The organism is Acidobacteriota bacterium (assembly GCA_034211275.1).
Taxonomy (GTDB): Bacteria; Acidobacteriota; Thermoanaerobaculia; order Multivoradales; family JAHZIX01; genus JAGQSE01.
This window is the reverse complement of record JAXHTF010000024.1, coordinates 29,557-55,376: the sequence shown is the minus strand read 5'-3', so window position 1 is coordinate 55,376 and position 25,820 is coordinate 29,557. Positions and strand designations below refer to the sequence as shown.

General features: G+C 58.6%; 26 protein-coding genes. 12 read left to right on the top strand and 14 right to left on the bottom strand.

What is annotated here, in order from left to right:
* Positions 1–1,029: 1,029 nt before the first annotated feature.
* The 4 genes from SX243_06605 (at position 1,030) to SX243_06590 (ending at position 5,692) form a co-directional block, all read left to right on the top strand.
* Positions 1,030–2,517, top strand: a complete 1,488-nt coding sequence (locus SX243_06605) for a hypothetical protein (protein ID MDY7092626.1) — start codon at positions 1,030–1,032, stop codon at positions 2,515–2,517.
* A 20-nt stretch (positions 2,518–2,537) separates the two neighbouring features.
* Positions 2,538–3,911 carry a sodium:solute symporter family protein gene (locus tag SX243_06600; GenBank protein ID MDY7092625.1) on the top strand — a complete coding sequence of 458 codons (1,374 nt, stop codon included), beginning with the start codon at positions 2,538–2,540 and terminating at the stop codon, positions 3,909–3,911.
* A gap of 45 nt (positions 3,912–3,956) precedes the next feature.
* On the top strand, positions 3,957–4,802 hold the full coding sequence (locus SX243_06595) for a hypothetical protein (GenBank protein MDY7092624.1): 846 nt from the start codon (positions 3,957–3,959) through the stop codon (positions 4,800–4,802).
* Positions 4,803–4,894: 92 nt separating this feature from the next.
* Positions 4,895–5,692, top strand: a complete 798-nt coding sequence (locus SX243_06590) for a type IV secretion system DNA-binding domain-containing protein (GenBank protein ID MDY7092623.1) — start codon at positions 4,895–4,897, stop codon at positions 5,690–5,692.
* Here SX243_06590 and SX243_06585 read toward each other — a convergent pair.
* Both SX243_06585 and SX243_06580 read right to left on the bottom strand, forming a co-directional pair.
* A complete protein-coding gene (locus SX243_06585; GenBank protein ID MDY7092622.1) occupies positions 5,591–8,344 on the bottom strand; it encodes a PQQ-binding-like beta-propeller repeat protein in 2,754 nt (917 codons plus the stop codon). The genes SX243_06590 and SX243_06585 overlap by 102 nt on opposite strands.
* The gene (locus tag SX243_06580; protein ID MDY7092621.1) at positions 8,341–9,237 is read right to left on the bottom strand and encodes a hypothetical protein; all 897 of its coding nucleotides are present in this window, start codon (positions 9,235–9,237) and stop codon (positions 8,341–8,343) included. The genes SX243_06585 and SX243_06580 overlap by 4 nt, the downstream gene beginning before the upstream one ends.
* A gap of 196 nt (positions 9,238–9,433) precedes the next feature.
* Here SX243_06580 and SX243_06575 point away from each other — a divergent pair, with 196 nt between their 5' ends.
* From SX243_06575 to SX243_06565, 3 genes are read left to right on the top strand one after another with little or no spacing between them, the layout of a single operon-like run.
* Positions 9,434–10,648, top strand: coding sequence for a type IV secretion system DNA-binding domain-containing protein (locus tag SX243_06575; GenBank protein MDY7092620.1), 1,215 nt, complete (start codon positions 9,434–9,436; stop codon positions 10,646–10,648).
* Positions 10,649–10,690: 42 nt separating this feature from the next.
* Positions 10,691–11,221 (top strand): hypothetical protein, encoded by a 531-nt coding sequence (locus SX243_06570; protein ID MDY7092619.1) that lies wholly within the window; start codon positions 10,691–10,693, stop codon positions 11,219–11,221.
* Positions 11,214–11,627 carry a hypothetical protein gene (locus SX243_06565; GenBank protein MDY7092618.1) on the top strand — a complete coding sequence of 138 codons (414 nt, stop codon included), beginning with the start codon at positions 11,214–11,216 and terminating at the stop codon, positions 11,625–11,627. The genes SX243_06570 and SX243_06565 overlap by 8 nt, the downstream gene beginning before the upstream one ends.
* On the opposite strand, the gene SX243_06560 is transcribed toward SX243_06565, so the two are convergent.
* Positions 11,624–12,019, bottom strand: coding sequence for a hypothetical protein (locus tag SX243_06560; protein MDY7092617.1), 396 nt, complete (start codon positions 12,017–12,019; stop codon positions 11,624–11,626). The two genes, SX243_06565 and SX243_06560, sit on opposite strands and share 4 nt — an antisense overlap.
* 183 nt (positions 12,020–12,202) lie before the next feature.
* Between SX243_06560 and SX243_06555 the strand changes: the two genes are divergently transcribed.
* From SX243_06555 to SX243_06545, 3 genes are read left to right on the top strand one after another with little or no spacing between them, the layout of a single operon-like run.
* Positions 12,203–12,391, top strand: coding sequence for a ribbon-helix-helix protein, CopG family (locus SX243_06555; protein ID MDY7092616.1), 189 nt, complete (start codon positions 12,203–12,205; stop codon positions 12,389–12,391).
* Between the two features lie 29 nt (positions 12,392–12,420).
* Positions 12,421–12,636, top strand: coding sequence for a hypothetical protein (locus SX243_06550; GenBank protein MDY7092615.1), 216 nt, complete (start codon positions 12,421–12,423; stop codon positions 12,634–12,636).
* Positions 12,637–12,678: 42 nt separating this feature from the next.
* Complete coding sequence (locus tag SX243_06545; protein ID MDY7092614.1) at positions 12,679–12,915, top strand: addiction module protein; 237 nt, start codon at positions 12,679–12,681, stop codon at positions 12,913–12,915.
* Between the two features lie 114 nt (positions 12,916–13,029).
* On the opposite strand, the gene SX243_06540 is transcribed toward SX243_06545, so the two are convergent.
* The 4 genes from SX243_06540 to SX243_06525 form a co-directional block, all read right to left on the bottom strand.
* The gene (locus tag SX243_06540) at positions 13,030–14,865 is read right to left on the bottom strand and encodes a hypothetical protein (GenBank protein MDY7092613.1); all 1,836 of its coding nucleotides are present in this window, start codon (positions 14,863–14,865) and stop codon (positions 13,030–13,032) included.
* 35 nt (positions 14,866–14,900) lie between these two features.
* Positions 14,901–16,514, bottom strand: coding sequence for a hypothetical protein (locus SX243_06535; protein MDY7092612.1), 1,614 nt, complete (start codon positions 16,512–16,514; stop codon positions 14,901–14,903).
* A 221-nt stretch (positions 16,515–16,735) separates the two neighbouring features.
* The gene (locus SX243_06530) at positions 16,736–17,260 is read right to left on the bottom strand and encodes an ImmA/IrrE family metallo-endopeptidase (protein ID MDY7092611.1); all 525 of its coding nucleotides are present in this window, start codon (positions 17,258–17,260) and stop codon (positions 16,736–16,738) included.
* Positions 17,196–17,573, bottom strand: coding sequence for a helix-turn-helix transcriptional regulator (locus SX243_06525; protein ID MDY7092610.1), 378 nt, complete (start codon positions 17,571–17,573; stop codon positions 17,196–17,198). The genes SX243_06530 and SX243_06525 overlap by 65 nt, the downstream gene beginning before the upstream one ends.
* Before the next feature lie 194 nt (positions 17,574–17,767).
* On the opposite strand from SX243_06525, the gene SX243_06520 reads away from it, so the two are divergent.
* Together SX243_06520 and SX243_06515 are read left to right on the top strand one after the other, a co-directional pair.
* Positions 17,768–18,046 carry a hypothetical protein gene (locus SX243_06520; protein MDY7092609.1) on the top strand — a complete coding sequence of 93 codons (279 nt, stop codon included), beginning with the start codon at positions 17,768–17,770 and terminating at the stop codon, positions 18,044–18,046.
* A 10-nt stretch (positions 18,047–18,056) separates the two neighbouring features.
* On the top strand, positions 18,057–18,230 hold the full coding sequence (locus SX243_06515) for a hypothetical protein (GenBank protein ID MDY7092608.1): 174 nt from the start codon (positions 18,057–18,059) through the stop codon (positions 18,228–18,230).
* A gap of 49 nt (positions 18,231–18,279) precedes the next feature.
* Here SX243_06515 and SX243_06510 read toward each other — a convergent pair whose 3' ends face one another.
* The 7 genes from SX243_06510 to hslU all read right to left on the bottom strand — a co-directional run bounded on the left by SX243_06510 (position 18,280) and on the right by hslU (position 25,819).
* On the bottom strand, positions 18,280–19,503 hold the full coding sequence (locus SX243_06510) for a tyrosine-type recombinase/integrase (GenBank protein MDY7092607.1): 1,224 nt from the start codon (positions 19,501–19,503) through the stop codon (positions 18,280–18,282).
* Between the two features lie 330 nt (positions 19,504–19,833).
* On the bottom strand, positions 19,834–20,253 hold the full coding sequence (locus SX243_06505) for a type II toxin-antitoxin system VapC family toxin (GenBank protein ID MDY7092606.1): 420 nt from the start codon (positions 20,251–20,253) through the stop codon (positions 19,834–19,836).
* Positions 20,253–20,507 carry a type II toxin-antitoxin system Phd/YefM family antitoxin gene (locus tag SX243_06500; GenBank protein ID MDY7092605.1) on the bottom strand — a complete coding sequence of 85 codons (255 nt, stop codon included), beginning with the start codon at positions 20,505–20,507 and terminating at the stop codon, positions 20,253–20,255. Before SX243_06500 ends, SX243_06505 begins: the two co-directional genes overlap by 1 nt.
* Positions 20,508–20,910: 403 nt before the next feature.
* Positions 20,911–22,140, bottom strand: a complete 1,230-nt coding sequence (gene tyrS, locus SX243_06495; GenBank protein MDY7092604.1) for a tyrosine--tRNA ligase — start codon at positions 22,138–22,140, stop codon at positions 20,911–20,913.
* A gap of 289 nt (positions 22,141–22,429) precedes the next feature.
* Entirely contained in the window at positions 22,430–23,350 is a 921-nt protein-coding gene (dapF, locus tag SX243_06490) for a diaminopimelate epimerase (protein MDY7092603.1), read from the bottom strand.
* Positions 23,347–24,459 carry a hypothetical protein gene (locus SX243_06485; protein MDY7092602.1) on the bottom strand — a complete coding sequence of 371 codons (1,113 nt, stop codon included), beginning with the start codon at positions 24,457–24,459 and terminating at the stop codon, positions 23,347–23,349. Before SX243_06485 ends, dapF begins: the two co-directional genes overlap by 4 nt.
* On the bottom strand, positions 24,449–25,819 hold the full coding sequence (gene hslU / locus SX243_06480; GenBank protein MDY7092601.1) for an ATP-dependent protease ATPase subunit HslU: 1,371 nt from the start codon (positions 25,817–25,819) through the stop codon (positions 24,449–24,451). The genes SX243_06485 and hslU overlap by 11 nt, the downstream gene beginning before the upstream one ends.
* Between the last annotated feature and the right edge of the window lies 1 nt (position 25,820).

Genomic DNA, 25,820 nt, shown 5'->3' with positions numbered 1-25,820 from the left:
TGAATCCAGTAATTCTCCCCAACTGGGAAGAAATAACAAGAGCAGTGAACTGCAATACAACAATCAAACAGCTGAAAATTCTTCAAGGCTTGGCGGCGGCAGGAATAACGGCGGCATAGGTTTGGGTTTGGGTGATGAAAAAGTGGGGCGCTAAGAGCAAGCACGAGCTTGCCTGCTTGGTGGTGGAGCGGTTCCCTGAGCTCCAGCCGTGGCTGCCGGGGAAGCGGCAGGCGTGGGAAGGAGGGAGCTTGATGGTCTCAGTTCCGTTCTCGGTGGCCCAAGGTTTGCAAAAGACTTGAAAAAGCCCCTGCCCCTCGTGGGATGAGAGGCAGGGGCTAGCCTGTTAGGAGGGGAAGAGGAGGCTGAGCAAATGCTCGAGGGCATCGTCAACCAGCGTTGAGAGGATACGTCCCGCAGCCTTCCTAGCCACCCACTGCAAGCGAGACCTCGCTCCGTGAGTGGGCTCCTTGAGCCGCGACACTACCTCTTGCAGTCGTCGCATTTTCTGCTCCTTCTGTAAGGGTGCATGCTGGATACCGCCCGGTGGGGCGATTTCGCGTCCTCTTTCAGCAGGAGCCCGCCAAGCTGAGGTATAAGAATTGACCGCTGTCAATATTGTCCGATTTGCTCTAAGTTGTTAGCATAGAGATGCTTACGGGTCCTTCTTGAAACTTTGAACTCGTAAGCGTGTCGTGTCCAGCTTGCTGGGCTCGTGGCCGGTACTCAGGGAAGGACGCAACTTTCCGCGGTACCGGCCTTTTTAACACCTCCTTAATAGCTCATCTCTGAGCAGCTGGTTCTCGAGTACCTCCGAAACTTCCGGTTCGGGGTATGGCAAGTTTCCAGGCTCAGCGTTTGGAAGTCGACATATTCCTTTGCATCGATATTGTGATCCGAAATGCAACCCCCTTATCTCCTCTACACATTGAGGAGAAAAATCTAGGGCACACATTTGACCTCTAAATTTCGACGGGATACCTTCTCTGGAAATCACTAGTTCGCGGGAACTACACTTCGTCTGGAGAAGCGATGTTCAAGCTCATTCAGGAACGACTGCTGCAATATGGGCAGCGCTACCGACACGATGAAGAGAAAAAGATGAGGGAGGCGTTCTCCGGGTACATGTGCCCTGACCAGCGGATATCGGTGTTGGCTTTTCATCCCACCCCTGCAGGGGGAGAGCTTCTAGACATCGGAGCTAGAGCCGACGATTGGCCACAGGATCGCGTCGTTCAGTCTGTGCAAGCTGGATCGACGGGGTCCTTCGTGAGGAACGCTGACGATGCATCAAGACTTCGGCTACGTGTTTCCAAAATTGAAAAGGATGTCCAAGAGGATTTTGCCAACGAAAGTGCCCAATCTGACCGAAGGGCACAAGTTGCGCTTGAGCGACGCCGTTACCCCAATCTGGCATGGGACGACCCTGACCGGCCGCCACAAGGTGCCTCAATCGGGCACCTCAGCATCGCGCCAGCAGCTAGTTCGCTAAGAGACAAGCGGATTCCCGTTTTGGGTGTGGTTTACCTTCTAGATGCTAGTGAGGAAGCAATTCGTAGCCAGGAGGATGACGCTATACACGCCTCGCTGTTCGCAGCCAAAAAGTTGCTTCAGCTGAGAGCAGGTATCTTCCTGTGTTTGAGGGATCGTGACAGCCGAGATCTTCTGCAGCAATTAGCTCAGACTCAGGAGGGACAGTCTTTAACGCCATCAGTCCGAGACTTTTGTCACCGTTTGGCTACTTCTTTTGTCTTGTCGCACCACTGGTTTTATCCCTACGACCCGGTATGTGCCCGCCTAATTCAACTTTATGGTGGCAGCGAGCTATCTCTCACAGAGGTCTTCGAGCTGCACGGCTGGTCTGCCCCAAGCCTCCACCTTCACTCGGCCGATGAACCATTGAATCTGAACCAGCTTCTCGACCAAGCGCTCCGTGATCTAGCTAGCGTACTCAAATATAGCTTTGACGTAGAGCTTAGCGAATTCGCCAAGTCTCGTCTCCTAATGGCAATCGGAAGTGCGATTCTGAGGTGTGCCGGGAATCCTCTTTATCTGGCCGGAAGGACCCCCTCGAACCCTAGCCTGGATAAACACCGCTTGAGGCGAACTTCTAGTCTCGTTGGTAGCAACTTTGCTCTCATCATTCCTCGGGGCATAGCGACGCTAGATGAGCGTGAAGGTTCCGCCTATGTCTTCAGTAATCCAAAGCGCTATAAAGACTTGGTAAGTGGGGTTATAAGCAGCCTGGGCGAGAAAGACGACCCGTTTGAGCAGAACGGTCTGAGAGATCGCTATGCAACTCTTCGGTCAGTGTCCCCTCTGCCGGATGCGGATGAGATTGCGGGACGGGCGAACAGCAAAACCTCATCGCACCAGGTTAGTCGCATTTACATGCTCGATGAGGATCATCTTGATGCGCGTCTCGATCCGCTCCCGAAGGGTTTCAGGCTGAACACCCACTTTCCTTATAAACACTCAAGATGCCTGCTTGAGCGATTCCTTTTGCGAGAGCAAGATTAGGAACACTGGAGGACTTACCTGTGCAACTTAACTACGGAGACCTAGCGGTTATTGCTCTTTACTTTGTCGGTCTGGTGATCTTTGGGCTTATAGTGCGACGAATTGGAACATTCTCTGAGTATGCAATAGCTAGCAAGAGAGTTCCTCTGGTGCTTGTCGCGGCAAGCCTCTGCGCGACATACATTGGCCCTGGTTACTCGTTAGGGCTGGCGAGCCAAGGTGCCGGGACGGGGTTTCTCTATCTGGTGATTTTCTCCTTCTTCTCTCTCCAAACCATCGTGGTTGGGATCTTTTTCGCTAGCAGACTTCACGGTTATGACCGGGCGAAGACCATAGGAGATGTGATCAGAGTTCACTACGGGAAAGAGGCAAAGTTCGTCACAGGGGTAATCTCTGTTGGCCTATGCGTCGGGTTCGCTTCGGTTATGGCTAGAGCTGGCGGGGCGGTGCTCAGTGGAGCCCTCGGCTATCCGCTTCTTGTGGGCGTTCTGCTTATTACTGTTGTTGGCGTTCTGTATACGACCACTGGCGGGCTAAAGGCGGTTATCTTGACAGAGGCTGTTCAGTTCGCACTTATCGTTATAAGCGCCATTTTCCTGGTTTCATTCTTATTGCACGATCCGCGGACAGATGTCTCTCAGTTGACAATCGGGATCCAGGAGGTCCCCTCCCAGCTTCGCTCTATGGGAGCTATCCCATTAATCGGGCTAGCTCTATCACTCTTTTTCGGTGAAATGCTCATACCACCTTACGCAAATCGCGCCCTCGCTGCCGAAAGTGGGGGAGCTTCTCGTTGGGGATTTGTCGGAGCCGGAATGTTCTCTGTGGGCTGGTTTTTCCTGATGGTTTCGGTTGGAGTTCTGGCGACGAGCGTAGTTCCTTCGACAGTTTCTCCGGATGGCATACTCATGGCCGCCGCTCAGGAGGTTCTGCCCGTAGGTCTACTAGGCCTGCTCGTAGTAGGCTTTGCCGCGATCGTGATGTCTAGCCAGGAGTCTGTTCTTAATGCAGGGGCTGTCGCTTTTGTAAGAGACCTAGCTCCTCGGGCTATCTCAGAAGATGACAAAAAGGCCATTCTCTGGAGTCGCTCGATTACAATTTTTATGGGCAGTGCAGCCATCGTGCTTGCTCTGATCGCTCCGACGATAATTGATGGTCTGTTGATCTGTTATGCGATCTGGGCGCCCTCTGTTGTTCCTGCATTGTTATGGGCCCTGTTCGGTCTCCCGACATCGCGTTGGTCAGGATTCCTTTCGATTTTGAGTGGAGCTGTGGTTGCAGGCTCGCTCCAAGTTGCAGGCTTCCCTTCTGAGGTTTCTCTGCTGTGGGGCTTTGCTGGAAGCCTTGGTGGGTGCCTAGTCGGTTATGTGCTGGGACGAGTAGTGCGGAAATGAATGCTCTGCCTCTTAAAGCGGAAGCTCGAAGGATAGTGAGTTAAGATGCTTGACACATTGCGAGAGAAAGCCGGTCTCTCTGCTTGGCTCACTAGTTTGCTTGCTACCAAGGAGGAGAAGAGCTGTGTCGTTCAGGCTGGGCATTTCATCCTCGTCCCAGGAGAGAATGCAAGAGCTTCGGAAGTTCTTGTTGATTGTGGTGAACTTCCCCTTCTCGCGCAGTTCTCTCAATTTTCTAAGAGTACTTGGCTTTCCGCTTGTGAGGCTCTGGGTAGCTCTTTGTCTAGTCGCGATGTTGAACTTTTGGTACTCGTCAATGACTGGCAGTTCCTTGAGCTAGGCCTAGGTAATCGTAGAGCTGAGGCGCGGCTAGCCGACTACATGCGGCGCCAGTACTACAGTGCTAGTCAGAAGATCCCGTCTCTTCATAGTACCATCCTTTCCTCCTGTGGCTTGTCTGATGCAGTTGTTTTTAGAAATCGTCCGGACAAGTGGATGTTCTCCGAGACAGATCTTCGGAGAGATCTTAATAGATCAATTTCCGGTCTTTTCGATGAGGATGAGGCAGCTGAAGCTTCTCTTGTTAAGCGCTTTCTGCCCACAGGGGATCCAGTTATATCCTATGTAGATGAAGATGGCTCCGAACAATGTCTACTCTACTGTGGTGCTACTAGCTGCTCCGGGGAGATTGTGGAGCTTCTCAGGCGGCTGAGTGAGCGGTCCGTGGATGTTTTTGTTAATATCTTTCCTCGTCAATGCTGGGGACCAGTCGTCACCGGAACGAAGATTGCCCATGCAATATATGGGCTTTCTGGCATGGAAGTCGTCAATGTTGCAGTGCCGCTCTCGGATAGTTCTCAAAGGCCGCTGGTTGATATCCGCCAGTATTAGTGTGGTGAGTCTGTCTCGGCTGCCTCTCGTCGGTCTCGGCAATCCTTTTAGTCTTGAGCCCAGGGTAGCTTTTGCTACCATCATAGGTGCTTTTGATTGATGAACTTATTTTCGGTAAAGCAGATCACAGGCGGGCCAACCGTCTTTTTCGCTTTCTGGTTTTTGACCGCCGCTACCACACCTACCTCATCGGCAAGACCGGCGTCGGCAAGACCACCCTTCTCAGGACGCTCCTCGCCCAAGACATCGCCCGTGGCAACGGCGCGGTTCTCTTCGACCCGCATGGTGACCTCGCCGAAGAGGTGGTCAAACTCGTCCCGCTCTGGCGCGAGGACGACCTCATCTACCTCGATCCCGACACCCGCTGGCACTTCAACCCGCTTCGGGGCATCTCCGAGGAGCATCGTCCTCTGGCTGCAGCCGGCATCGTCGATGTGTTCAAGAAGAGCTGGTCAGAAGGCTGGGGACCGCGGCTTGAGCATGTGCTGCGGAATGTCGTCTTCACGCTCCTTGAGCGGGAAGGCTCAACCTTCGCAGATATTCCACGACTCTTGACCGAGAAGAGCTTCCGAGAGGATGTCGTACGAGGTGTGGAGAATGCTCAGGTGCGCCGTTTCTGGCAGTATGAGTTCGGGAAGTACTCGACCGGCTTCAGCGCCGTCGTCTCGGCGCCGGTGCTCAACAAAGTCGGTGCGTTCCTCACGGATCCCCGGGTGCGGGAGATTCTCTTTAGCGATGGAGAAGGGCTCCACCTGCGAAAGAAGCTCAACCTCAACAAGGTCGGTTGTCTAGGGGCGATCAAGGATATCGCCTTGCTTTGCCGTATGCCGTCTATTGGCATAGAGAGCAATCGGCCATTCGGACTGAGCATAGTCGAGCCGCGTGTCTAGAACGTAGAGCATAGCCTGAGAGTCTGATAGGACAATTCTGCCATCAGCATCAAGAACAGCTCCTACATCCAGGCGGGCATCGGCTTCAAAGCTCCAAGCGAGAGCACCGTCCTCGGTTCGGATCGCCAGGAGTGAGGAGCCGCTTCTGGCATACACGAATCCAGTGCTGTCGAGGAAGTCGATAAGAATGGGTGGTAAGAACTCCTCAGGCAGTGTTACTCGCCACTCCTCATTTCCGTCGGCTGTTAGGGCAAGGACTTCAGGCGTGCCGACCCCGCCAGCATAAATGCGTCCGGCTTCATCGACGATTGGCCTTGAGAAGCCCTCATGTCGCCAACGTTCTTGGCCGGTGGCCCTGTTCCAGCCGATAAGAGAATAGAGTTGTGAAGGATGGTGGAGAATTAGGGTGTCGTTCGCAAGTCCCTGTATTTCTGGACCAAAGTTGGCACCTCCAGCTCCGCGATCCCAGATGAGTGCTCCAGTGCTGGTAAATGCGGTCAGTCTGTTAGTGGTGTATGTTTGGGTCCCCATGTAAACGGAACCGTTATTGTCAATGACCAAGCCTTTGCCGCCGATAAAGTATGCTCCGTCGACGTCCCAGAGATTCTCGCTTGATTCCATATCTGTAGAGCAAAGACGGGAAGCTCCGAAATGGACAGCGTTTCTCGTCTCGTCGAGAGCTGGAACCTGCCGAGGGTGGGGTGAGGTATTGCCTCCTCCAGGGCAGTCTCCGTGGTCCCACTTTACAGAGCCGTCATCCGAATTGATCGCGACAAGGCGACCGTTGAGACAGCTATTCCAGTCGCCTACTGCGTAGAGCACACCATTGGCTCCGATAGATGGGCCAACATAACCAAAGCGAGCCGGCTGCGTGCCATAGCGGTCACAACCTTCCGGAAAGGACGGCCCCCAGAGCACCGCACCAGTCGAAGGGTCAAAGGCGGCTAGTCCTACATCTCTCGATCCATCATAGATACATATTTCAGACGCAGCGGCATAGAGGCTGCCGTCGTCCCCGAGCGCAGGAGTCGTTTGCATACAGAGATCTGTCGTCACGGGAGGATACGCGAGGTGTGGCGCCTGTTGCTCAGAAGGCGGCAGACGGGCCATTGTGAGCCCGACTATGTCCGGAGCGGAGTCTCCATCGATGAGAGGGGCATAGGTTCCCACAGTGGGGTCAAGTAAGCCGAGTGACCAAGCTGGTTGACCTCCGCCTTCGGTCACGGCTAGCCCGTAGAGTACGCCGGTTCCAGGCTGATCAGCTAGAAGAATTAGTTTAGGAGCGTTCGTGGGGCGCAGGCCTACCCAACTACCTGAGAATGGAGCGAACTGAGAGAGCGCGTTGCCAAGCGTCGGGTAGGAGTAGGAGGAGAGCATCCGGCCTGTCTCCGGATCGTATTCGAGAGAACTGTGCCCTTCAGGACTTGGCGCGCCGAGCAAGCTAGCCTGGCCTGTAGTCGGATCAATTCGGAGTAGATGTGTGTGAAGTGAGCTGTCCTCCGCGAGCGCGAAGAGGTTATTGCCAGGGCCAAAAGTAAGGTCGCCAATGCCGTCCAGTAGCTCTTGATCAAGTCCTAGTGAGCCTACAAATGTTATGGACTGATCTGTCGTGTTGACAGCGACAAGCTCTCCGAGACCCGTCTCGACTGTGTAGAGCAAGTCCCTGTCAGGATCAAAGGTAAGCCCTGAGTATGAGCCTGAGGGGAGAGTAATCCAGTTCTCGGAACTTCCTGAGCCTGGATCAATACGCGTGATATCCCAGGAACCACTTCTCAGCGCTACCAAAGTGCCTGGTGACAATAATTCGATTATTCCAAGGCTTGCTAGTTGGCGCTCGATATCATCGAGGATCTTGGCTCGTGTCTCTGTCCTCGCAAGGTAAGAGTGCTCAAAGTCGTGGTACTCGAATTTCGGAGTGCTGGCCAGACCATTGGTCACATTCCATGGAAGATTGCCAGGGACTAAGTCGATGGGGTCTTCCCTTAAGGTGGTCGACGCTGCAATCGGCGAGCTGTCGCCCAGGAGATCCGGTGCGGGGCTCGCTACAGAGACCATCCGAAACTGCGAGCGCTCCTCTGGCTCGAGAATCGGATACACAGCGTTACCAAAGAGATTGCCCTGGCTGTGCGCCACAAGGAGTACCGAAGTCTGTGCGCCGGAGATCAGGGAAGAATAGGTACTTCGATGTACATCGAGGTCCTGCTCGAGTAGGTCAGGGGCAGCGAATTGCACAAAGAGGAGTTGGTCGAGTATCTCTTGGACGCCAACCGGAGCTGACAGCACCCCTAGGACGTACTGCCAGAGAGTGGCCTCTCCGACAGCCAGGCCAGCTGCATTGAGTGCCTGACGAGAGGCCTGGAGAAAGTCTCTGAGGCAGAATCGAACCCCTTGGTCACCGCCATCCTGGTTCTCGTTCCAGCAGGCGGACTGGTTGTAGCTAGTTCTGACTTGGACCAATCGATCGAACTCTTCATCAGACAAACTGGGAAAGCGCTCTCGGAGTTTCAGCTCGAGATCGTGTCGAGACTTTTCTGCTTCCCCAGGGCTTGTTGCCACACCATTCCCGTAAAAGATGACGACATCCTGCGCTCCTAAAGGGGAGCCAGTAAGGCCCAGTGCCAGAAGTGTGAAGGTTGCAAAGAAATGCTTCATTCATGACCTCCAATCAGCTGGCCTGGGTTGAAGTCACAGTCATCTTCCGGCGAAAAAGCCGCCCCGCCCCAGCTACTCCCGCCAAGTAGTTCCGCAAAAGTGAAGAAGGCATCACTTCTTTCGGCCGTATTCAGGTACTGAGCCTTGATACTCTTCCTAAGAGTCTCACCCTCTTCGACGCCTATAAGTCCTTTGAGGCAGCGGTCAGATCTAAGTGTTGCCATAAATAGAGAGAAGGCAGACTGGCGATCAACCGCCTGGACCAGCGTGTCTTGAAAGCTCTCTCCATATTGGGAAAGCGCGGCACGGGTCACTGGCTCATCTGGGTATGTGAAGGCAATGAAGCGCTGAATGTCGTCTCGGAGCCCGTCACCGTCAGAGTCGACTCCTTCGACAGTTACCTTTCCAGCTTCACCTGGGGCAGGAGGAAGAGGAAAGGGCTGGATCTCAATATTGATTGGTAGCGGCCGTGAATAGTTCTTAGGCTTGTGTCCGAGCTTCCGTACCTGAACGGTCCCCTCGAGTACGCCGAGGATGCTGTCGGTACCGGCTTGAACCGTGAGCTCTACTTGTGTAGTCGTGCCTCTATTGATCGTCAGAGGACTGCTTGGGATGACAGAGACAAACTCAGCCAGTTCAGGAACTACACGAAGCTCAACCTGACCGAGATTGGTGTTCGCGGTGAAAGAGGCAGAGATAGAAGTGGACTCACCTCGGACAACTGGTAGGAAGACCGACTCCGGTTCCCAAGAGATCGCCGGGCGGGCGCTCGCTGTTGCTGTGAGCACAACGGCTGCGAGCACGAGGAAGATAATTACCGCAAGCCGAAGTGATTTTGCTGGTGGGGGAATCATATCGTCATGGTGCCATGCCGCACCAAGGATGCAACCCATAATGTGGACACCTCCTGGAAGCTTGCAAGTCGACTTCCTGTCAAGAGATCGTGATTGCCTAAGTGCAAAGCTAGCGCATATCTGGGTCAGCGACAAGGTGAGCTATTTGCAAGTGCCCACTCTCCGAAGCGAGGGAAGGTCCCGGCAGAGATAGCTTGCTTTGGCTACGTTTCCTTCTTGGCTATATTGGTTCCATATGGCAGCGAAAATTTACAGAAAAGCAACAATCTTCTCGTTCGTTGACCACCGTGGACAGGCTCAGCGCTTCACCATGTTCCAGAAGGATCGCCGCTACCACACCTACCTCATCGGCAAGACCGGCGTCGGCAAGACCACCCTTCTCAGGACGCTCCTCGCCCAAGACATCGCCCGTGGCAACGGCGCGGTTCTCTTCGACCCGCATGGTGACCTCGCCGAAGAGGTGGTCAAACTCGTCCCGCTCTGGCGCGAGGACGACCTCATCTACCTCGATCCCGACACCCGCTGGCACTTCAACCCGCTTCGGGGCATCTCCGAGGAGCATCGTCCTCTGGCTGCAGCCGGCATCGTCGATGTGTTCAAGAAGAGCTGGTCAGAAGGCTGGGGACCGCGGCTTGAGCATGTGCTGCGGAATGTCGTCTTCACGCTCCTTGAGCGGGAAGGCTCAACCTTCGCAGATATTCCACGACTCTTGACCGAGAAGAGCTTCCGAGAGGATGTCGTACGAGGTGTGGAGAATGCTCAGGTGCGCCGTTTCTGGCAGTATGAGTTCGGGAAGTACTCGACCGGCTTCAGCGCCGTCGTCTCGGCGCCGGTGCTCAACAAAGTCGGTGCGTTCCTCACGGATCCCCGGGTGCGGGAGATTCTCTGTGGGGAAGGAGTTGGGCTCAACCTCCGCGAGATCATCGACGGGCGGAAGCTCCTCATCGTGAACCTCGCCAAGGGAAAGCTCGGCGAAGGCCCATCCTCGCTCTTGGGGAGCCTGCTGCTGTCCCACCTGGCCCTTGCGGGGCTTGAGCGAGCTGACATGCCCGAGAGCAAGCGACAGGACTGCTTCGTCTATCTGGATGAGTTCCAGAGCTTCGCGACGCTCTCTGTGGCGACCATGCTCTCAGAGCTGCGGAAGTACCGGCTCAACCTCATCCTGGCGCATCAATATCTAGGGCAGCTCTCGCCTGAGATTGCCGATGCCGTGATTGGGAATGTGGGGACGCTGATCTGCTTCCGGCTCGGCGCCAAGGATGCGCCGCTCTTTGCCCGGGAGCTCGCGCCCAAGTTCGAGGCGGAGGATCTGGTGAACCTCCCGAACTACCACATCTACCTGCGCCTGATGATCAACGGGCAGGTGTCCAAGCCCTTCAGCGCGGTGACGATTGGCTCTCTGGAGGAAATCCCAGGGCTTGAGGCGATGCTGGGGAGGGAGGCGGCGTAGGCTTGACCATCGTTTTCGGATAGGCTTAGGAGCGGAGGAACCTTGGATCCAGCTCTCTACACCGCTATTGGAGCACTGATTGTGGCTCTGCTTGGAGGCCTGTTCCAGCTCTATCAAGCGAGAATCAGTCGAGTTGTGGAGCTTAAGGCGGAGCTTGCTCAAGAGGCCCTCAGATCTTACAGGCAAGGGTTGATTGAGGTCTGTTCCTCGCTTCTGGGGTTCCAGGATCAGCTAAATCTTATAAGCAAGGCAGAAGGTGCACGTCTCTCAGTGAAGTATCGGGAGGAACTACATAGAGCCCGAGATGAAGTAATGGATAGTGTTCGAGCCAATCATGTTACCTTTCCCAAGGAATTCAGGGTGCTGTTGCTTGATGCCAGAGAAAGGTGTGCCGACATTGTGCTGGCACTGGAGCTTGAGGGTGTTTGGAAGGGCGACCATGTAAAGCTGGAGCCAGGCCAGGTGGGGCGGGTCCGCAATGTAATGGTTGAGCTGGGCATGATCCACCAGAGGCTACTTGCTGCTGATATTTCATATAGCGAGAGGGTTCTCAGGAGGATTGGCGGTGAGTAAGGTGTTGTGGGTTGACGACGATGCGGATGGCTCGTTATTGGGCCTTGGGAGAATTCTCGAGCGCGCGGGCCTAGAAGTGGACATAGCTGCGGATGTATCGACAGCACTGAACCTTCTTGAGGAGAATGACTACGACTCTATTCTACTGGACCTTCTTGTTCCTCAGTTCAATTCTTCGAGAGGTCTCGATCCGCTACCCGGCCTAAGAGTCGTTGACTTCCTTTCGAAGAGGACAGTTAGGAATCGTGACCGAAACACTCCTAAGGTCGTGATCCTGACGGTCATGTCACCTTCGGAGCTGGAACCGGAGCTTCGAGGAAAAGATGTCCAGATCTTTTCCAAGATGGCTATTCTTGAGCGAGAGGTTATGGAAGATCTCAAGGCAGCATTGAAGGCCAAAAGCTAAACTGGGTTGTTTTTGTGCCTTCGCAACATGTCTGCCAAACCTGTGGCGCAGTCTCCAAGCTTGTCAGCCACCTCAAGCGCCTTTGTCGCCAGCGGCAAGTCCTCAGGATCAATCGAGGCAGCCTCAGGCGCGAAACCAACCACCTCCCGCAAGAAGATAGCCAGATACTCAAGGTCGGCGAGCGCAGCCCGGAACTCAGCCCGAAGCACCGATTCTTGCTGGTCGGGCATGTGCCCTTGAAACTCGCCCCAATAGGCGAAGAGAAGTGCCGCGAAACGCTCCAGCGCCTCGCGGTCTTTCCGCTCTGTGAAGCGGTGGAGGAAGGTCTCGCGGAATCCGGCGGTCTCGTCGAGGGATTCCGGATTAGGGGTAGAATCGCGTCGGTCACGCATGGAGCTTCGTCTCCTTGTGTGGCAAGGCTCGGCAGGGTGTGCCAGCACGCTGTCGGGCCGCTTTCGTGTGGTCTCCCACAAGGGGAGAGGCGACGCGGTCACTGTATCGTAGGATGGCGCCATGTGTCCATGGGCACATGGAGAGATGGGTACAATAGGGCTATGGCGAAGAAAGAGAAGCCGGTGAAGCAGCACAAGAGCCCGCGGGAGCTGGGCGCGAGCATGACCACGCCCGGCGGGCTGGTGCGGAAGGTTGCCTACCTCCATCCCGATGAAGTCGAGGCGCTCCGGCGTAAGGCCTTCGAGGAGCATCGCTCCGAGTCCGACATCATCCGCGAGGCGGTGCGGAGGCTCCTGGGGATCGAGGAGTGAAACTAGAGCAAGGCAAGGAGGTGCAGCCCATGGGGAAGAACTGGCACATCGGTGGGACAGCAGCAAAGGACCAGAGGCTTGACGCACAGGACCCCCGGGTGTTCTTCCATGGTGGCACGAACCCTTCGGGTTGGACGCTGGCTGAGCTCGAGGCGAAGCTCAAGAAACTCGGCGACAAGGCGCCTTCTGACTTCGCCGAGGCGTTGGAGCCATTGCGCCGAGCGCGCCGAGAATGGAAAGGCTGAGTCGCTTGCAAACTCCCCGCCTTCCCGTACACTGAATCTCATATGACCAAGGTCGAGCTACAACACGAAGCCCTCAAGCTCCCCGTCGAGGAGCGTCTGGAGCTTGCCGAGAGCCTCTGGGAGAGCATCGAGCGGGATGCCGAGGCCTTGCCGCTCCACGACTGGCAGAAGGAGCTTCTCGACGAGCGTCTTGCTCAGGCCAAAGAAGATCCGGACGGCTGGTTGAGCTGGGAGGAGGTCAAGCAGCGTGTGACGGCCTCAATCTCTGCCAGATCCTGAACGGGCGACGATCCATTGGAAAGTGCGAAGCCCCTCTCTGAGACTCGGAGAGGGGCTTCGTTGTTAAAGCAAGGGATCAGTAGGTGCTACCGAGCCACGAGTAGGACCTAGGCTCTACGGGCCGATGTAGGTGATGCGCCTCGACTCGAAATGGTCGAGATAGAGAACTCCGCTCGTCCCACTGTCAATGCCGTCAGGTGCACCAAAGAGCGCGTAGCTCACGGCATGGTCGCCATTAGTGAGGGCTGTCACGGTGTCTTGAAGCACGCCATCGACCCATAGGCTAATCGAACCGTCGCTGGTCGAGGGTCCTGACGCCCGCTCGTAGTCAATCTCGAGCGTGTGAGGCGCATCGGAGATTGTGATCCAGTTCGTCTTCTCCCATGACCCGTTATTCAGCTTCGCCTTGAAATTGAGCAGATAGGAGCTGCCGTTCTCTCGGAGGATCATCTCGGCGATGAGCTCGTTTGATGGATGACTCGTGAAGAGCTGTAGGACTGGGTGTCGCTTGTCCGCCGGGAAGAACAGGTTATTCGGATCAAGCTCGAATCGGGCCCGATACCGTCCCTCCTCAGTAGGAGAGTCGTCTCGAAGATAGGCTGCCTGGACGTTGACTCCGTTGAAGGTGATCTGCATCCCCTTGCTCCCGGTCAGCGCAGCTCCGGACGTGAACGCAATCTTGCTGCTTGGGTCAGAGGTCGAGGACCAGGCATTGCTGCCCTCGAAGTCGTCCTCAAAGATGAGGTCAAAGTACTCCTCGTCGAGCTCAGCCACGACCACGTCACCTTTAAAGCCCTGCCCGCTCGCAAAGGTCAGACGGCAGACAAAGTCATTCTGTGAGGCGTTGTAGTGGAGGTTCTTGCCATTGTTGTCCTCGACCACAAAGGGCGTATTGAGCGCGCCGATGTAGTCGCCGGGTAACGACCGAGTGTTCGAGGAAAGTACCGAAGTGTCGGCTGCTTCGAAATTCGGACTTACAACCCCGCCGACGACTTGTTGTGTCTCATCATCCCCATTGAGAGGAATGTTGATGTTGGAGTAGTAGAGCGATGTCGACTCTCCGGGTAGGCATGGGGGCGTGTTGGAGGGAGCGACTGTCTGTGTCCCAAAGAGCTGGAATGCGCCGTCGACCTTTTGGAGGCTCTGAACGGACATGGATGGAATCAGGTTCGTAACCGCCGGCATGGTGCTTACCGAAGCGCCGAAGGAGTAGGTCGTCCAGCTTGTGCACGCGGCATTTGAGGCAAGACGGAAAGTGCTCGTACCGGGGCTCGTGCCGAGGTTGACCTCGACGCAGGTGGTTCTGGTCGTGCTTGCGTTGACAATCACGTCCGCGAAACCAAATAGCCGTGAGGGGTTGTAGGGATCAGGCTGCAAGTGCGGGGCGGTCAGGCCAAAGCCGAGTCCCGTGGGAATGGTCAAGAGCGTGTCCCAGGAGAAGTTGATCCCGTCTGACGACGTGCCCATCTGAATCTTGGAGAAGTTAGTGCCGTCGGACGAGTCGATCATGAGTCCGACATTGGCCTGAGATCCACTCCAGGTCTGGTCCATTGCGAACGCTCCGCCTGGCAGATGGAAGAAAGAGTCGCAGGGCGCTACTACGCCATGGAAGGTTAACGAGCCGTCCGTGCCGCGCATCCCTGAGTGCGTGTAGTTCACGCTGAAGGCCATAGTGTCCTCGAGGGGGCATGCGGAGCCAGGGCCCATGCTAAAGCCGTTCGTGGCACCACTCCCCACGTAGTAGAAGAATTTCTGGCCGATGGGGATGCCGGTGATTGCATAAAAGCCGCCGTGGACTTTCTGCGTCACCGACCAGAAGTAGTAGCCAGTTGCGTCGACTTTGATGACTCGCAAGAAGCCGTGATCGGTAAAGGGTCGGATTTCAGTTTGTGCGAAGAGGGGGGTGGTGAGCAGACAGATACAGAGGAGGGTGAGAGTTTTGAGCTTCATCAGGGTCCTTGTTGGTAGGCGGTCGTGGTTTGTCGTTAATGCGTTGACCTTTCTCTGATCCACAGGCTCCCGTCGGGCTGATACCCATATCCCGGGAGTATGCGTCTCAGTTGTTCTTCAGTATATCCCCAAGTCTGGTAAAAGACCTGAGGCCGTCTCGACTCAATCGTCAGGTTCAGATTCCACTTCATATGGCCAGGAGTGATCTTCTCGAACGTGTCGACAGATAGGCTTGGTACTGGATCCAGGTGGGCAATCAATGGATCATTGTATCCAAGAACATCTACCATCTCGAAGTCCGTGAAGTAGGCCGGAATCCCTGACCAGGCAGTGGCAACCCGCGTACCGGATGGGAAACGCTTCTTCAGCGACAACGTCTCTGTCGCGACCAGGTGGTGGCTCGTGACGAGAAAAGGCCGCTCCGTCACCAAGGCTGCTTGCCACTTCTCTCGGCTTTCCGGGTTTACCAGCAGCCCGTTGGTGATGAGTGCGAGCACCATGGTCGTAGCATAGAGAAGCTTCGTGCCCACTTCGCGCCCAAGCACCCTTCCTGCATCCAGCTGGCTGAGCAATCGATTCGCCAAGCCAGTGAACACTACGAAGACCAGCGGCAGAGCGAAGGCGACGAAGCGATTTGCGTCGATGGGGGAGTGTTCCCAGGCGTCACCGCCGACATAGACGCTGTAGGCGATGTAGGCGAGCACGATGCAGAGCGGTAGAAGCAGCGTGCGGCGCTTCTCCCGTACGAAGAGCATGCCCGCGAGACAGATTCCCAGAATCCAACCATGAGAAATCAGGAAATCCGGGAGCACCGAAAGCCCTCGGAGAATGCGCAGATGCAGGGGGATACCCGAGAGCTTGAGGTAGTAGGTGTTGGGCAGGACATCATGGAAGTACAGCCACCGAAATGCCTGATACGACACGAGCGTTCCGAGGAAGATCGCTCCACCAAGAACCCATGAGCGAACCGTCTCGCGGCGGGGCCGTGCCGTGAGAACGAGAAAGAGCACGCAGATACCGACACAGAGCAGCATGTCCATGCGGGTCAAATAGGCGAGCGAGGCGAGACAAAAAAAGAGGACGTGGCGAGGCCTTCTTCGCTCCGTGATGTCGAGTGTCGTGAGCACCATAGCAACAAGCAAGACCGCTTGGAGCGCGGTCTCCATGCCCATCAGCGACCAGTAGAGGAGCGGGTAGTAGCCAGCAGTGAGAACCACGGCGGGTACCCAATGGCTTCGGGTCGGTGCCCCGAAGTGCCCGGTCACCAAGCGCTTCACCAGGAGAAGCATTACCATCAGTAGGCACAAAGAGAGCAGCTGAACGAAGAGGCTCCGAACCTCAAGCGAGACCGGCAGTAGGTTGACCGGCACCATTGCAGCCACCCAGAGTGGGCATGTGAAGCCCTCGACCGGCTCGCCAAAGCGCGCCCAGTTCAGGCCCCATCCCTCGACCACATTCCGGGCGTAGGTCATCGAGATCATCGCGTCGTCGAAGAGGCAAAACACGCGCGAGTCGCCAACCCTGAATGAGGTCCGGTAGATGAACCAGGATGCCCAGGCAACGAGGGACAGGAGGATGAGGCCGAGGCCGAGCTGCGGTCGCCAGCGTTCTGAGAGCCGAGTCTCGTTTGTAGGGGGCGAATCAGGCACGTCAACTCCACGAATGCGCTTCGTTATGGGGCCGTTCGCCGAGGAAGGGCCCAGAGAATGAAGAGAGGCTATCGGAGTTGATCCGGTATGGAAACAAAGAGCCCTGATCGAAATCGGAATACGGTTGCTCTGTAGCTATTCGCGAGGAGACCCTCTGCCAGTGCAAAGCCCCGAGTTAGGAAAGTCCAAAGTCGAACGTCCTGGAAGGCAGGAGAGTAGAGCTAGACAGTACTGAGGATGCCGAGGTTGACAAGCCTGATCTCCATCGCCTGAGGGCTCACCTCGAAGCTGCCTGCCATCTTTGATACAAGTTCTTCGCAGTCTTCCGCACAGCCGGCATCCTGGAGCTGGCTGAAGATGCGTCCAATGAAGTCGGTGGGCATCAAGAGTTCCGCCGCGAACTGATTCGCCTCGATTTCCTCTCGGTCGATCCCAAGGCTCGAGCGCTGATTCCGAAATCGAACCCGTCGATCTACGAAGACCGTCTCCTTATGTAGCAGGAAGTGCCCTAGCTCATGGGCGATGCTGAATCGCTTCCTGGTTATCGAATCGCTCCGATTGACTAGGATCACGGGGCGCCGCGCTTCCCGCGTCAACATCCCGGAAACTTCACCCTCTAGGTCTTCCTCAAGGACGATGACTCCGAGCTGTCTGCCAATGTCTCGGACATCAATGGGCGCTTCATGGACCTGCAGCTCGTTCAGAAGCTCCTGCGCTCTTTCTGCTGCTCTCGTTGTCCACGTCATCGACATCCTCCATGCTCTCAATGGCGCGCTGAATTACGCTATCCGACACTCCGACTCCCTTGAGCGCTCTTTCCGTCGAGCTGCCTCCCCTTGAAGAGGTCGGGAGTAGCTCAGATGGAGGCATCTCAAGGGCCTCTGCAAGCCGAACAAGGACGTGTAAGTGGACTCTCTGTCTGCCTCTCTCGATGTTTGCTAGAGAAGAGCGGCTCAGCCCAATCCGCTCCGCAAGCTCGTGCTGGGTAAGTTCTCGGCCGCTCCTGCGTCGAGCCTGTGCAAGTCGTTGCCCAAAGTCACTGTAGAAGAGCTCAACCATGTCTGCATCCTACGCATGCTGGCCCAGGATGTCAATATCGCAAACATGTTTGCTAGACAATCATGTGAGTACTCTTGACATCATTACGAACATGCCGTATACTCACATCTAATCTATGGAGAAGGCGCTGGCCCCCCAGGTGCCTCAGACCTCCTCCGACCCTCAACCCTCTCTATTTCAGGAGGTAAGCAGAAGTGTATATTTACAACGTATCGTATGACCTGAGGAAGCCAGGCAAGAACTACTCGGGGCTCACTAATGAGCTCAAGAATTCCCCAGATTGGTGGCACTACCTCGGATCTACCTGGCTGATCGCGACTCGAGAGACTGCTGGGCAGCTCTACAACCGCCTAGCGCAGCATCTCGACAAGAATGACTCAGTCCTCGTCATCAGAGTTTCAAATGACTACTCAGGCTGGCTCACCCAGGAAGCCTGGGACTGGATCAACAAGTACTTCCGGCAGGCAGCATAGGAGAATCAAAATGGCGAAGAATCCTCCGACAGGTGACGGCCATCGCAAAGGTGCGGTGCGCCAGCGTTCACAGGTGTTCAACCCGAAGAATCAACGATGGACCAAGCGAGATACTGAGACTGGTCTTTTCATCGACCAGAAGGCCGACCCGAAACCCTTCAAGGGAGTGAGGAAGGAGAAGTAGCTCAAAAATGGTGAGGCGCCCGACGGTCTTTCGGTTGTGGGCGCCTCGCCTAGTCTTTCCCCTCCATCGCCTCCCGCATAGCCCGCGCCCGCTCATCAGCTGCCTTCTTCAGCGCATCCGGTGCGAAGTGGGCGTAGACCTCCGTCGATCTCCTCGACCGGTGGCCTACGTTCCTGCCGGCAATCTCCAAGGGCACGCCCCGAGAGACATCCCAGCTCACCACATTGTGGCGTAGGTCATGGAGGCGGAAGGCGCCGAGGCCAGGGAGGTCGTCGAGACCGGCCCGCTTGCAGATGTTCTGCCACGGACGACGCACCGTGGTCAGATGCCCTCTGGCATCAGCGCCGGGGAAGACGTATTTGCACCCTGCGAGCCGCGTCACCTCTTCAAGGAGGCTTACTGCCTCCGCCGGTAGCTGCCGGCGTTCTGTCTCCGCCGTCTTGGTCTGGAGCAGCGTTGCCACGCCTTGCTCCATGTCGATCCGGTCCCATTCGAGCCTTAGCACCTCACCAATACGCCAGCCCGTCCAGAACGCGAAGCGGATGGCGGTGCAGGCGGTCGGGTTGCCGCCCTCAGCTTCTTCGGCGTCAATGGCCTGGAGGAGTGCGGACATTTGCTCTGAGGAGAGCATGACCTCGGTCTTGGCGCCACGCTTGGCTTCCGGGTAGCGCTCGACGTGGCGAGCGGGGTTCGAGAGCTGCGGTCGCCACTGCCAGCGCTCAGCCTGGTCGAAGGCGTTCTGGAGCATGGAGAGGACGCGATTGGCCACATAGGGCTTGTGGCGAAGTGTCTGGTGAAGCCCTTCGACCTGCGCCGTGGTGACATCGGCTACCGGGATATCCCCGAGGCGTGGGGTGACATGGCAGCGAAAGAGGCCCTCATAGAAGGAGATGGTCGAGGCGCGGGGTGGTCGCTTCTTACCGGGCAGGTACTCGGCGAGGAAGCGCTCGGCGAGGTCGGTCATGGTGGGCGTGTCTGTTTGGCGGCGGATGGCCTCTCGCGGATCCTCACCGGCTGCGATGCCGAGGAGGAGCTCTGAGGCACGCCTACGTGCTTGCTCCGGGGTGAGGGTGCCGACGGCGCCAATGGTGAGGCGTTTGGGTGCCTTCTTCCAGCTGTCGCCCGGCATGCGGTACTGGAGGAGGAAGACCTTTCTTCCCGAGGGGAGCGCCTTGACGCCGAAGCCCTTGAGCTCTCTGTCCCAGAGGAAGACCGGCTTCTGATTGCTGGCAATCAGGGAATCGACGGCTCGTTTGGTGATGCGTTGCTGCATAGTCAAGTGCTCCCTCCAGCAATCAGATAGCAATCAGGTTCGCTCAAATTGTGACAAACTTCTGCCTGCCGAACAAGGAGAAAGTGCCTGTTTTCAGGCACTTCTGCACCTCGGACAAAAGCGGTAATTTTGAATGGCATTCAAGAGGTCGTCGGTTCGATCCCGATCAGCTCCACCATTTCTTTCTTCTTCACCGCACAATTTGTAGCGAGTTCTCGAAGCCGGGTGTTTCCGGCTTGGGAGAGGTCTGTCTGCCTCCCTACGGCGGGGCACCTCGTCGGTCGAGGCGGCCTCTAGCCATGAGCTTGCTAACGCTTCGCGTGGAGGCGGTCAGGCCTGCCAAGGGTTGATGGTCTTCTCCACCATGGCTGCAAAGTCGCTGGTGTTTCGTGTGACCACGGTTAGGCCATGCACCAGGGCGGTGGCGGCGATGAGGGCGTCACGTTCGGGTTTGGGGTCGGGGGTGTGGAGCTGGGCGCATTGGTGGGCGACGGGGATATCGATGGGGAGGATCCTTCCCGCGAAAGCATCCAAGACTTGATTTTCCAGCCAGCTGCGGAGGGTCGAGCCTCGGTGGGAATTTTTGCGCTCGAGGCGGAGGATGCCGACCTCGATCTCCAAGATGGTGATGGTCGAGAGGAACAGCCGTTGAGCCGGCACTTTTTCGGCCCAGGTGACGACCTGAGCATCCGCTTTGCCGCTGCCGGCTCTTCTCAGCTCGGACACGACGTTCGTGTCCAACAAGAACATCAGGAGAGGTCCACCGGCTGGAGCTTCGGGCCTTTCAGGCGCGGCGCTTCGAATTCGATGTCCTGGCCTTCCGGCATCGCCAGCAGGTCTACGATGGAGGGTTGGTTGCCCGCGAGGCGGTCGTATTCTTGGATCGTCAAGAGCACGTGGGAGGGGCGGCCTCGGTGGGTGATGACCACGGGCCCTTCTTCCGCGGCCTTCTTGGCGCGGCTGGCATCCTGATTGAACTCTCGGCTGGTCAGGGTCGTCGTCATCTTTCCGCCTCCTCAGCTTGTAGGTATGTTACTACAATTGGGTTTGGCTAGCCTCCGCGGGTGCGGATCATCAGCGCACGAAAGGCCACTCGGAAGGAGCGGCAGTTCTATGAGAGAAGATAGGGGGGCAAGACGAGCTGAGGACGGAATACGACTTCTCCAAGATGCCCGGTGGAGTCCAGGGGAAGTACGCCGAGGCTTATCGCAATGGCACGAATCTGGTCCGGCTGGACCCGGATGTTGCGGAGGCGTTCGCCAGCGAGGAGTCGGTCAATGAAGCGCTACGAGCGCTCCTGCGGGCTACTTCCATGGTGAAGCCTGGAACCTCTTCGCCTCGGTAGCTCTTGGAAAACTGTCCAAGCGCTTGCTACTACCACTCAGTTCGTCGACCTACTGAGTCGGCTCAGCCTTCTTCCACCGTCAGCTTCAAAAACCGCCGCTTGCCAACCTTGAGCAGGTAGGGCTTGCCTTGGGGCTCTAGGGCGTGGTGGGGATCCTGAATCCCTTCGCCGTCGATGGAGACGGCGCCTTGGTCGAGGAGGCGGCGGGCCTCTTTGTTGGAGGAGGCGAGGCCGTTGTCGCGCATCGCCTGGACGATCTTGATCGGGGCCTGGGCGGTGGCCTCGGGGACGTCGTCGGGGACGCCGCCGCCGGCGAAGATTTTGTCGAATTCCGCCTGGGCCGACTGGGCCGCCTCGGTGCCGTGGTAGGTGGCCACCAGGTGGCGGGCGAGCTCCTGCTTGAGCTCCTTGGGGTGGTGCTTGCCTTCCGCCAGGCCCCGCTTGCGGGCCTCGATCTCCGCCTCCGGCAGGTCGGTGAGGAGCAGGAACCAATCCCACATCAGGTCGTCAGGGATCGACATGGTCTTGCCGTAGACCTCCTGCGGCGGGTCCTCCAGGGCGATGGCGTTGCCCAGGCTCTTGGACATTTTTTCGGTGCCGTCGGTGCCCACCAGCAGCGGCACGGTGAGCACCACCTGAGGCTCCAAGCCCTCTTCTTTCATCAGCGTCCGGCCCACCAGCAGATTGAAGATCTGGTCGTGGCCGCCGAGCTCCACGTCCGCTTCGAGGGCGATGGAGTCGTAGCCCTGGACCAGCGGGTAGAGGAGCTCGTGGAGGTGGATGGGCTGGTTGTCGTGGAAGCGGGTGCGGAAGTCCTCCCGCTCCATCATGCGGGCGAGGGTGTAGCGGCCGGCGAGGCGGATCATGCCGGCGCTGCCCAGCTCCCCGAGCCAGCGGTTGTTGTAGTCGATGACGGTGCGCTCGGCGTCCAGAATGTGGAAGACCTGCTGAGCGTAGGTGGCGGCGTTCTCCTCCACCTGTTTGTGGCTGAGCTGCGGCCGCGCCGCCTTCTTGCCGGTGGGGTCGCCGATCATGGCGGTGAAGTCGCCGATGAGGAAGACCACCCGGTGCCCCAGCTGCTGGAAGTGGGCCATCTTGCGGATCAGCACCGAATGCCCCACGTGGAGATCCGGCGACGAGGGGTCGAAGCCGGTCTTGACGGTGAGGGGCTTGCCGGTCTTGCGGGAACGCTCGAGCTTGGCGCGCAGCTGCTCCTCGTCCACCAGATCGACATGGCCACGGGTGAGCAGCTCCATCTGCTCGTCGACGGGGAGAAATTTAGTCTCGCTCATGGGGCCGGGAGGATAGCAGGATTGGAGCTGGGGCTGAAGGCCACTTACCCAAAGGGCTGGCGGGCCGGTCATGCCCTGGCTTGACGTCGCTCGGGCCTCGGCGCTGGAGGCCGACACAGGCGCCGGAGCTGCAGCGGCGCGCGGGAAACTCGCTACGCTCAGACAGTGCCGCGCGTTTTTTCGCCGCAGCTCCTGCCTGTGCCGGGCGCCTCGGATTCCTCGCTCCTGTCAAGCCAGAACACGACCTCCGTCGGAATTTGTTCGGCGAAGCGGGCTCATTGAAGAAGCGTCAAGACCAAACCGGCTCGTCAGGGAGCGCCAGGGCTCCCGGCAGGAGCTCACCTCGGGCAACCAGGCGGGCGTCGCCGGTGAGGGACCAAGATTTCAAGGGGAACGGGCTGGCCGCTGGATCTTCTTCTCCCGCCACCCGCAGCTCGAACCCCCCGCGGGTGAGGGCGGTGACGGGGAGCTGGCATTGAGGGAGACGGGCCCGGCGGGCGTGGAGTCTGGCGGCGACGGCGGCCATGACGCCGGTGCCGCAGGCGAGGGTTTCGCCGTAGACGCCACGCTCGTAGGTGCGGATCTCCAGCCGGTCGGGGGTGGGCCAGTGCACGAAATCGATGTTGGCGCCGGCGGGTCCCACCGCCGGGTGGTGGACCAGGGCCTTGCCCAGGCTCTCCACGGTTGCTGCGGCGAGGCCCTTCGGCTGGTCGAGAATCAGGTGCGGGACGCCGACGGTGAGCAGGGTACCGGAGATCTCGAGGGCGGCATGCTCTCCCGTCTGGACGGTCGCGATGATCTCTCGCGGAGCCTCTTTCGGTAGCGGCAGCTCTAGCTCGATGCCCGCCCTTCCAGCATCCCTCGCTACAACCTGGCCGGCGCCGGTGACGATCACCACCCGCTCCTCGGCCCAGCCCAGCTCGAAGGCCAGGCGGGCGGCGCAGCGGGTGCCGTTGAGGCAGAGGTCGGAGGCGGAGCCGTCGGCGTTGAAATGCTCCATCACCACGGACGATGTGCCGGGACGCAAGACGAAGATGCCGTCGGCGCCCAGGGACAGGCCGCGGCGGCACCAGGCGCGGATTTGCTCCGCGGTCGGTACCGGTGACGTCGGTGCCGCGGCGCCGGTGCCGTCGGGGAAGGCGATGAAGTCGTTGCCGCCGCCGGAGACCTTGTAGAAGCTCCGTTTCCGGTTGGGGGCAGCTGTGCTCACCGGACGGTGACCGTCACCTCTTCGCCGGGCTGGCCTTCGTTGCCCTGGTTGTCGACGGCGGTGAGGCGATAGGTCAGGGTCTGGCCGGTGGCGACGCGGTCGTCCAGGTATTCGCGGCCGCTCACCGGAGTCTGGGTGATGCGCAGGAAATCACCTTCCGGGCGCTTGCGATAGAGGTGGTAGCCCACCACGTCGCGGGAGGCGCTGGCATCCCAGCGCAGACGCACCTGGTCGACCTCCGCCAGCACCACCAGGGCGCTGGGGGGCTCCGGCGCGAAGCGGTCCTGGTAAAAGGCCTCCGCCTCGCCGGAGAGCCGGCTCTCGATGAGGGGGTCGCGGCTCAGCACTGTGGTGACGGTGTAGATGTAACGCTGGCCGAAGCGGGCGGAGGGGTCGAGGTAGCTGCGCTCTTCACCCCCCACCTGACGCAGCGGCCGGCGGTAGGCGCGGCTTCGGACGTCGCGGCGGTAGACGTTGAAGCCCTGAATCTCTTCACCGTCGAAGGACCAGTCGATGCGCAGTCCCTGGGGCGAGGGGATCAGGCGCAGGTCCCTTGGCGGCTCCGGCGGCGTCTGGGGTACCACCGAGACGATGTTGGAGATGCCCGAGACCGCGCCGTTGTTGGCGGTGGTGCGGACTCCGAAGGCGTAGAGGGACGGCTCCTCACCCTCTTCCGGGGCGGGCACCGGCAGGCGCAGGAAGACGCGGTTGCCGCTGGTGGCGGAGGATAGGTCGTCGGGGGTGAGCACGGCGGCGGAGGTGCCGCCGGCGCTGACCTGCCGCGGGTCGACGGTGGCGGAGAGGTCCTCCGGCGGCGGAGGCTGGATGAGCTGCAGAATCTCCGCCTGCTGCAATCCGGGGATGGCGGTGCCGCCGAGGGTGACGGTGGGATAGGTGAATTCGAGCAAGAAGTCCGAGCCCTGCTGCCGCAGCGCCAGATCCTCCACCGGCTTGGGCACGGCCCGTAGCGGCGGGATGGGGTCGCCCTTCTTGCCGCAGGCGGTGAACAGCAGCGGCAGGAGGAGGGCGGCCAGGAGTACGACCCCCGGAGACCTTCTGGCTCCGAGGCGACGGGGCGGGGCAGCGGTAGTGGGGGGCTCAGAGTACATAGCGGCTCAGATCCTGATCCTTGACGATGTCGGCGATGGCGTTGCGGACGTATTCGCCATCGACGGCGAATTCTCCGTCGGGCATTTCCGGAGCGTTGAAGGAGACCTCTTCCAGCACCCGCTCCATGAGGGTCGCCAGTCGGCGGGCGCCGATATTCTCGGTGTGGGAGTTGACCTCCACCGCCAGCCGGGCGATCTCGCGGACGGCGTCCTCGGTGAAGGTCAGCCCGACGCCCTCCGTGTCCAGCAGCGCCGAGTATTGCTTGGTGAGGGAGTTCTCCGGCTCGGTGAGGATGCGCACGAAGTCATCCTCGGTGAGGGAGTCCAGCTCCACCCGGATGGGGAAGCGGCCCTGGAGCTCGGGAATCAGATCCGACGGGCGGCTGACGTGGAAGGCGCCGGCGGCGATGAAGAGGATGTGGTCGGTGCGCACCATGCCGTATTTGGTGGTGACGGTGGTGCCTTCGACGATGGGCAGCAAATCCCGCTGCACGCCTTCGCGGGAGACGTCGGGACCGCGGCCCCCTTCCCGCCCGGCGACTTTGTCGATCTCGTCGAGGAAGATCAGCCCGCCCTGCTCCACCCGATGACGCGCTTCGCGGGCCACGTGTTGGCGGTCGATGAGCTTCTCCGCCTCCTGCTGGAGCAGAATCTCCTTGGCCTCCGCCACTTTGAACCGGTCCTTGCGCCGGCGGCCAAAGAGGCCCGGGAGCATCTCCTTGATGTTGATGCCCACTTCCTCGACCCCTTGGGGGGTGACCATCTCGAAGCTGCCGCTGGGGTTGTCGTCGACCTCGATCTGCACCTCGCGGTTGTCCAGGGCGCCTTCCCGGAGCTTTTTGCGGAATTTCTCGCGAGTCTCGGTGAGGTCTTCGCTGGGGGTGCTGCTCAGGCCGATGTTGGACGAGGGCACCAAGAGCTGAAGCAGCCGTTCCTCGGCGTGGGCCTGGGCGGCCTCGAGCACCGCTTCGCGCTTTTCTTCCCGCACCATGCTGTAGGCGATCTCGGTGAGGTCGCGGACCATGGACTCGACGTCCCGGCCAACGTAGCCCACCTCGGTGAATTTGCTTGCCTCGACCTTGATGAACGGTGCCCGGGCGAGCTTGGCCAGCCGGCGGGCGATCTCGGTCTTGCCGACGCCGGTGGAGCCGATCATCAGGATGTTCTTAGGGTAGATCTCGTCCGCCAGCTCCTCGGAGAGCTGCTGGCGCCGCCAGCGGTTGCGCAACGCCACCGCCACGGCACGCTTGGCCTGCTGCTGGCCAATGACGTATTTGTCCAGCTCCGAGACGATCTCCCGGGGTGGGAGATTCTCGATGCCGAGGGGCTGGTCGGTCTCATCCGGCAGGATGGTGGACATG

Bases quoted from the DNA above. Each gene is read 5' to 3' on its own strand.
- SX243_06575 (MDY7092620.1), top strand. From the start codon at position 9,434: ATGGCAGCGAAAATTTACAGAAAAGCAACAATCTTCTCGTTCGTTGAC.
- SX243_06530 (MDY7092611.1), bottom strand. From the start codon at position 17,260: ATGACGTGGACAACGAGAGCAGCAGAAAGAGCGCAGGAGCTTCTGAAC.
- SX243_06560 (MDY7092617.1), bottom strand. From the start codon at position 12,019: ATGCGTGACCGACGCGATTCTACCCCTAATCCGGAATCCCTCGACGAG.
- SX243_06540 (MDY7092613.1), bottom strand. From the start codon at position 14,865: ATGAAGCTCAAAACTCTCACCCTCCTCTGTATCTGTCTGCTCACCACC.
- SX243_06525 (MDY7092610.1), bottom strand. From the start codon at position 17,573: ATGGTTGAGCTCTTCTACAGTGACTTTGGGCAACGACTTGCACAGGCT.
- SX243_06505 (MDY7092606.1), bottom strand. From the start codon at position 20,253: ATGTTCTTGTTGGACACGAACGTCGTGTCCGAGCTGAGAAGAGCCGGC.
- SX243_06585 (MDY7092622.1), bottom strand. From the start codon at position 8,344: ATGAAGCATTTCTTTGCAACCTTCACACTTCTGGCACTGGGCCTTACT.
- SX243_06605 (MDY7092626.1), top strand. From the start codon at position 1,030: ATGTTCAAGCTCATTCAGGAACGACTGCTGCAATATGGGCAGCGCTAC.
- SX243_06545 (MDY7092614.1), top strand. From the start codon at position 12,679: ATGACCAAGGTCGAGCTACAACACGAAGCCCTCAAGCTCCCCGTCGAG.
- tyrS (MDY7092604.1), bottom strand. From the start codon at position 22,140: ATGAGCGAGACTAAATTTCTCCCCGTCGACGAGCAGATGGAGCTGCTC.
- SX243_06595 (MDY7092624.1), top strand. From the start codon at position 3,957: ATGCTTGACACATTGCGAGAGAAAGCCGGTCTCTCTGCTTGGCTCACT.
- hslU (MDY7092601.1), bottom strand. From the start codon at position 25,819: ATGTCCACCATCCTGCCGGATGAGACCGACCAGCCCCTCGGCATCGAG.
- SX243_06510 (MDY7092607.1), bottom strand. From the start codon at position 19,503: ATGCAGCAACGCATCACCAAACGAGCCGTCGATTCCCTGATTGCCAGC.
- SX243_06485 (MDY7092602.1), bottom strand. From the start codon at position 24,459: ATGTACTCTGAGCCCCCCACTACCGCTGCCCCGCCCCGTCGCCTCGGA.
- SX243_06500 (MDY7092605.1), bottom strand. From the start codon at position 20,507: ATGACGACGACCCTGACCAGCCGAGAGTTCAATCAGGATGCCAGCCGC.
- SX243_06550 (MDY7092615.1), top strand. From the start codon at position 12,421: ATGGGGAAGAACTGGCACATCGGTGGGACAGCAGCAAAGGACCAGAGG.
- SX243_06515 (MDY7092608.1), top strand. From the start codon at position 18,057: ATGGCGAAGAATCCTCCGACAGGTGACGGCCATCGCAAAGGTGCGGTG.
- SX243_06580 (MDY7092621.1), bottom strand. From the start codon at position 9,237: ATGGGTTGCATCCTTGGTGCGGCATGGCACCATGACGATATGATTCCC.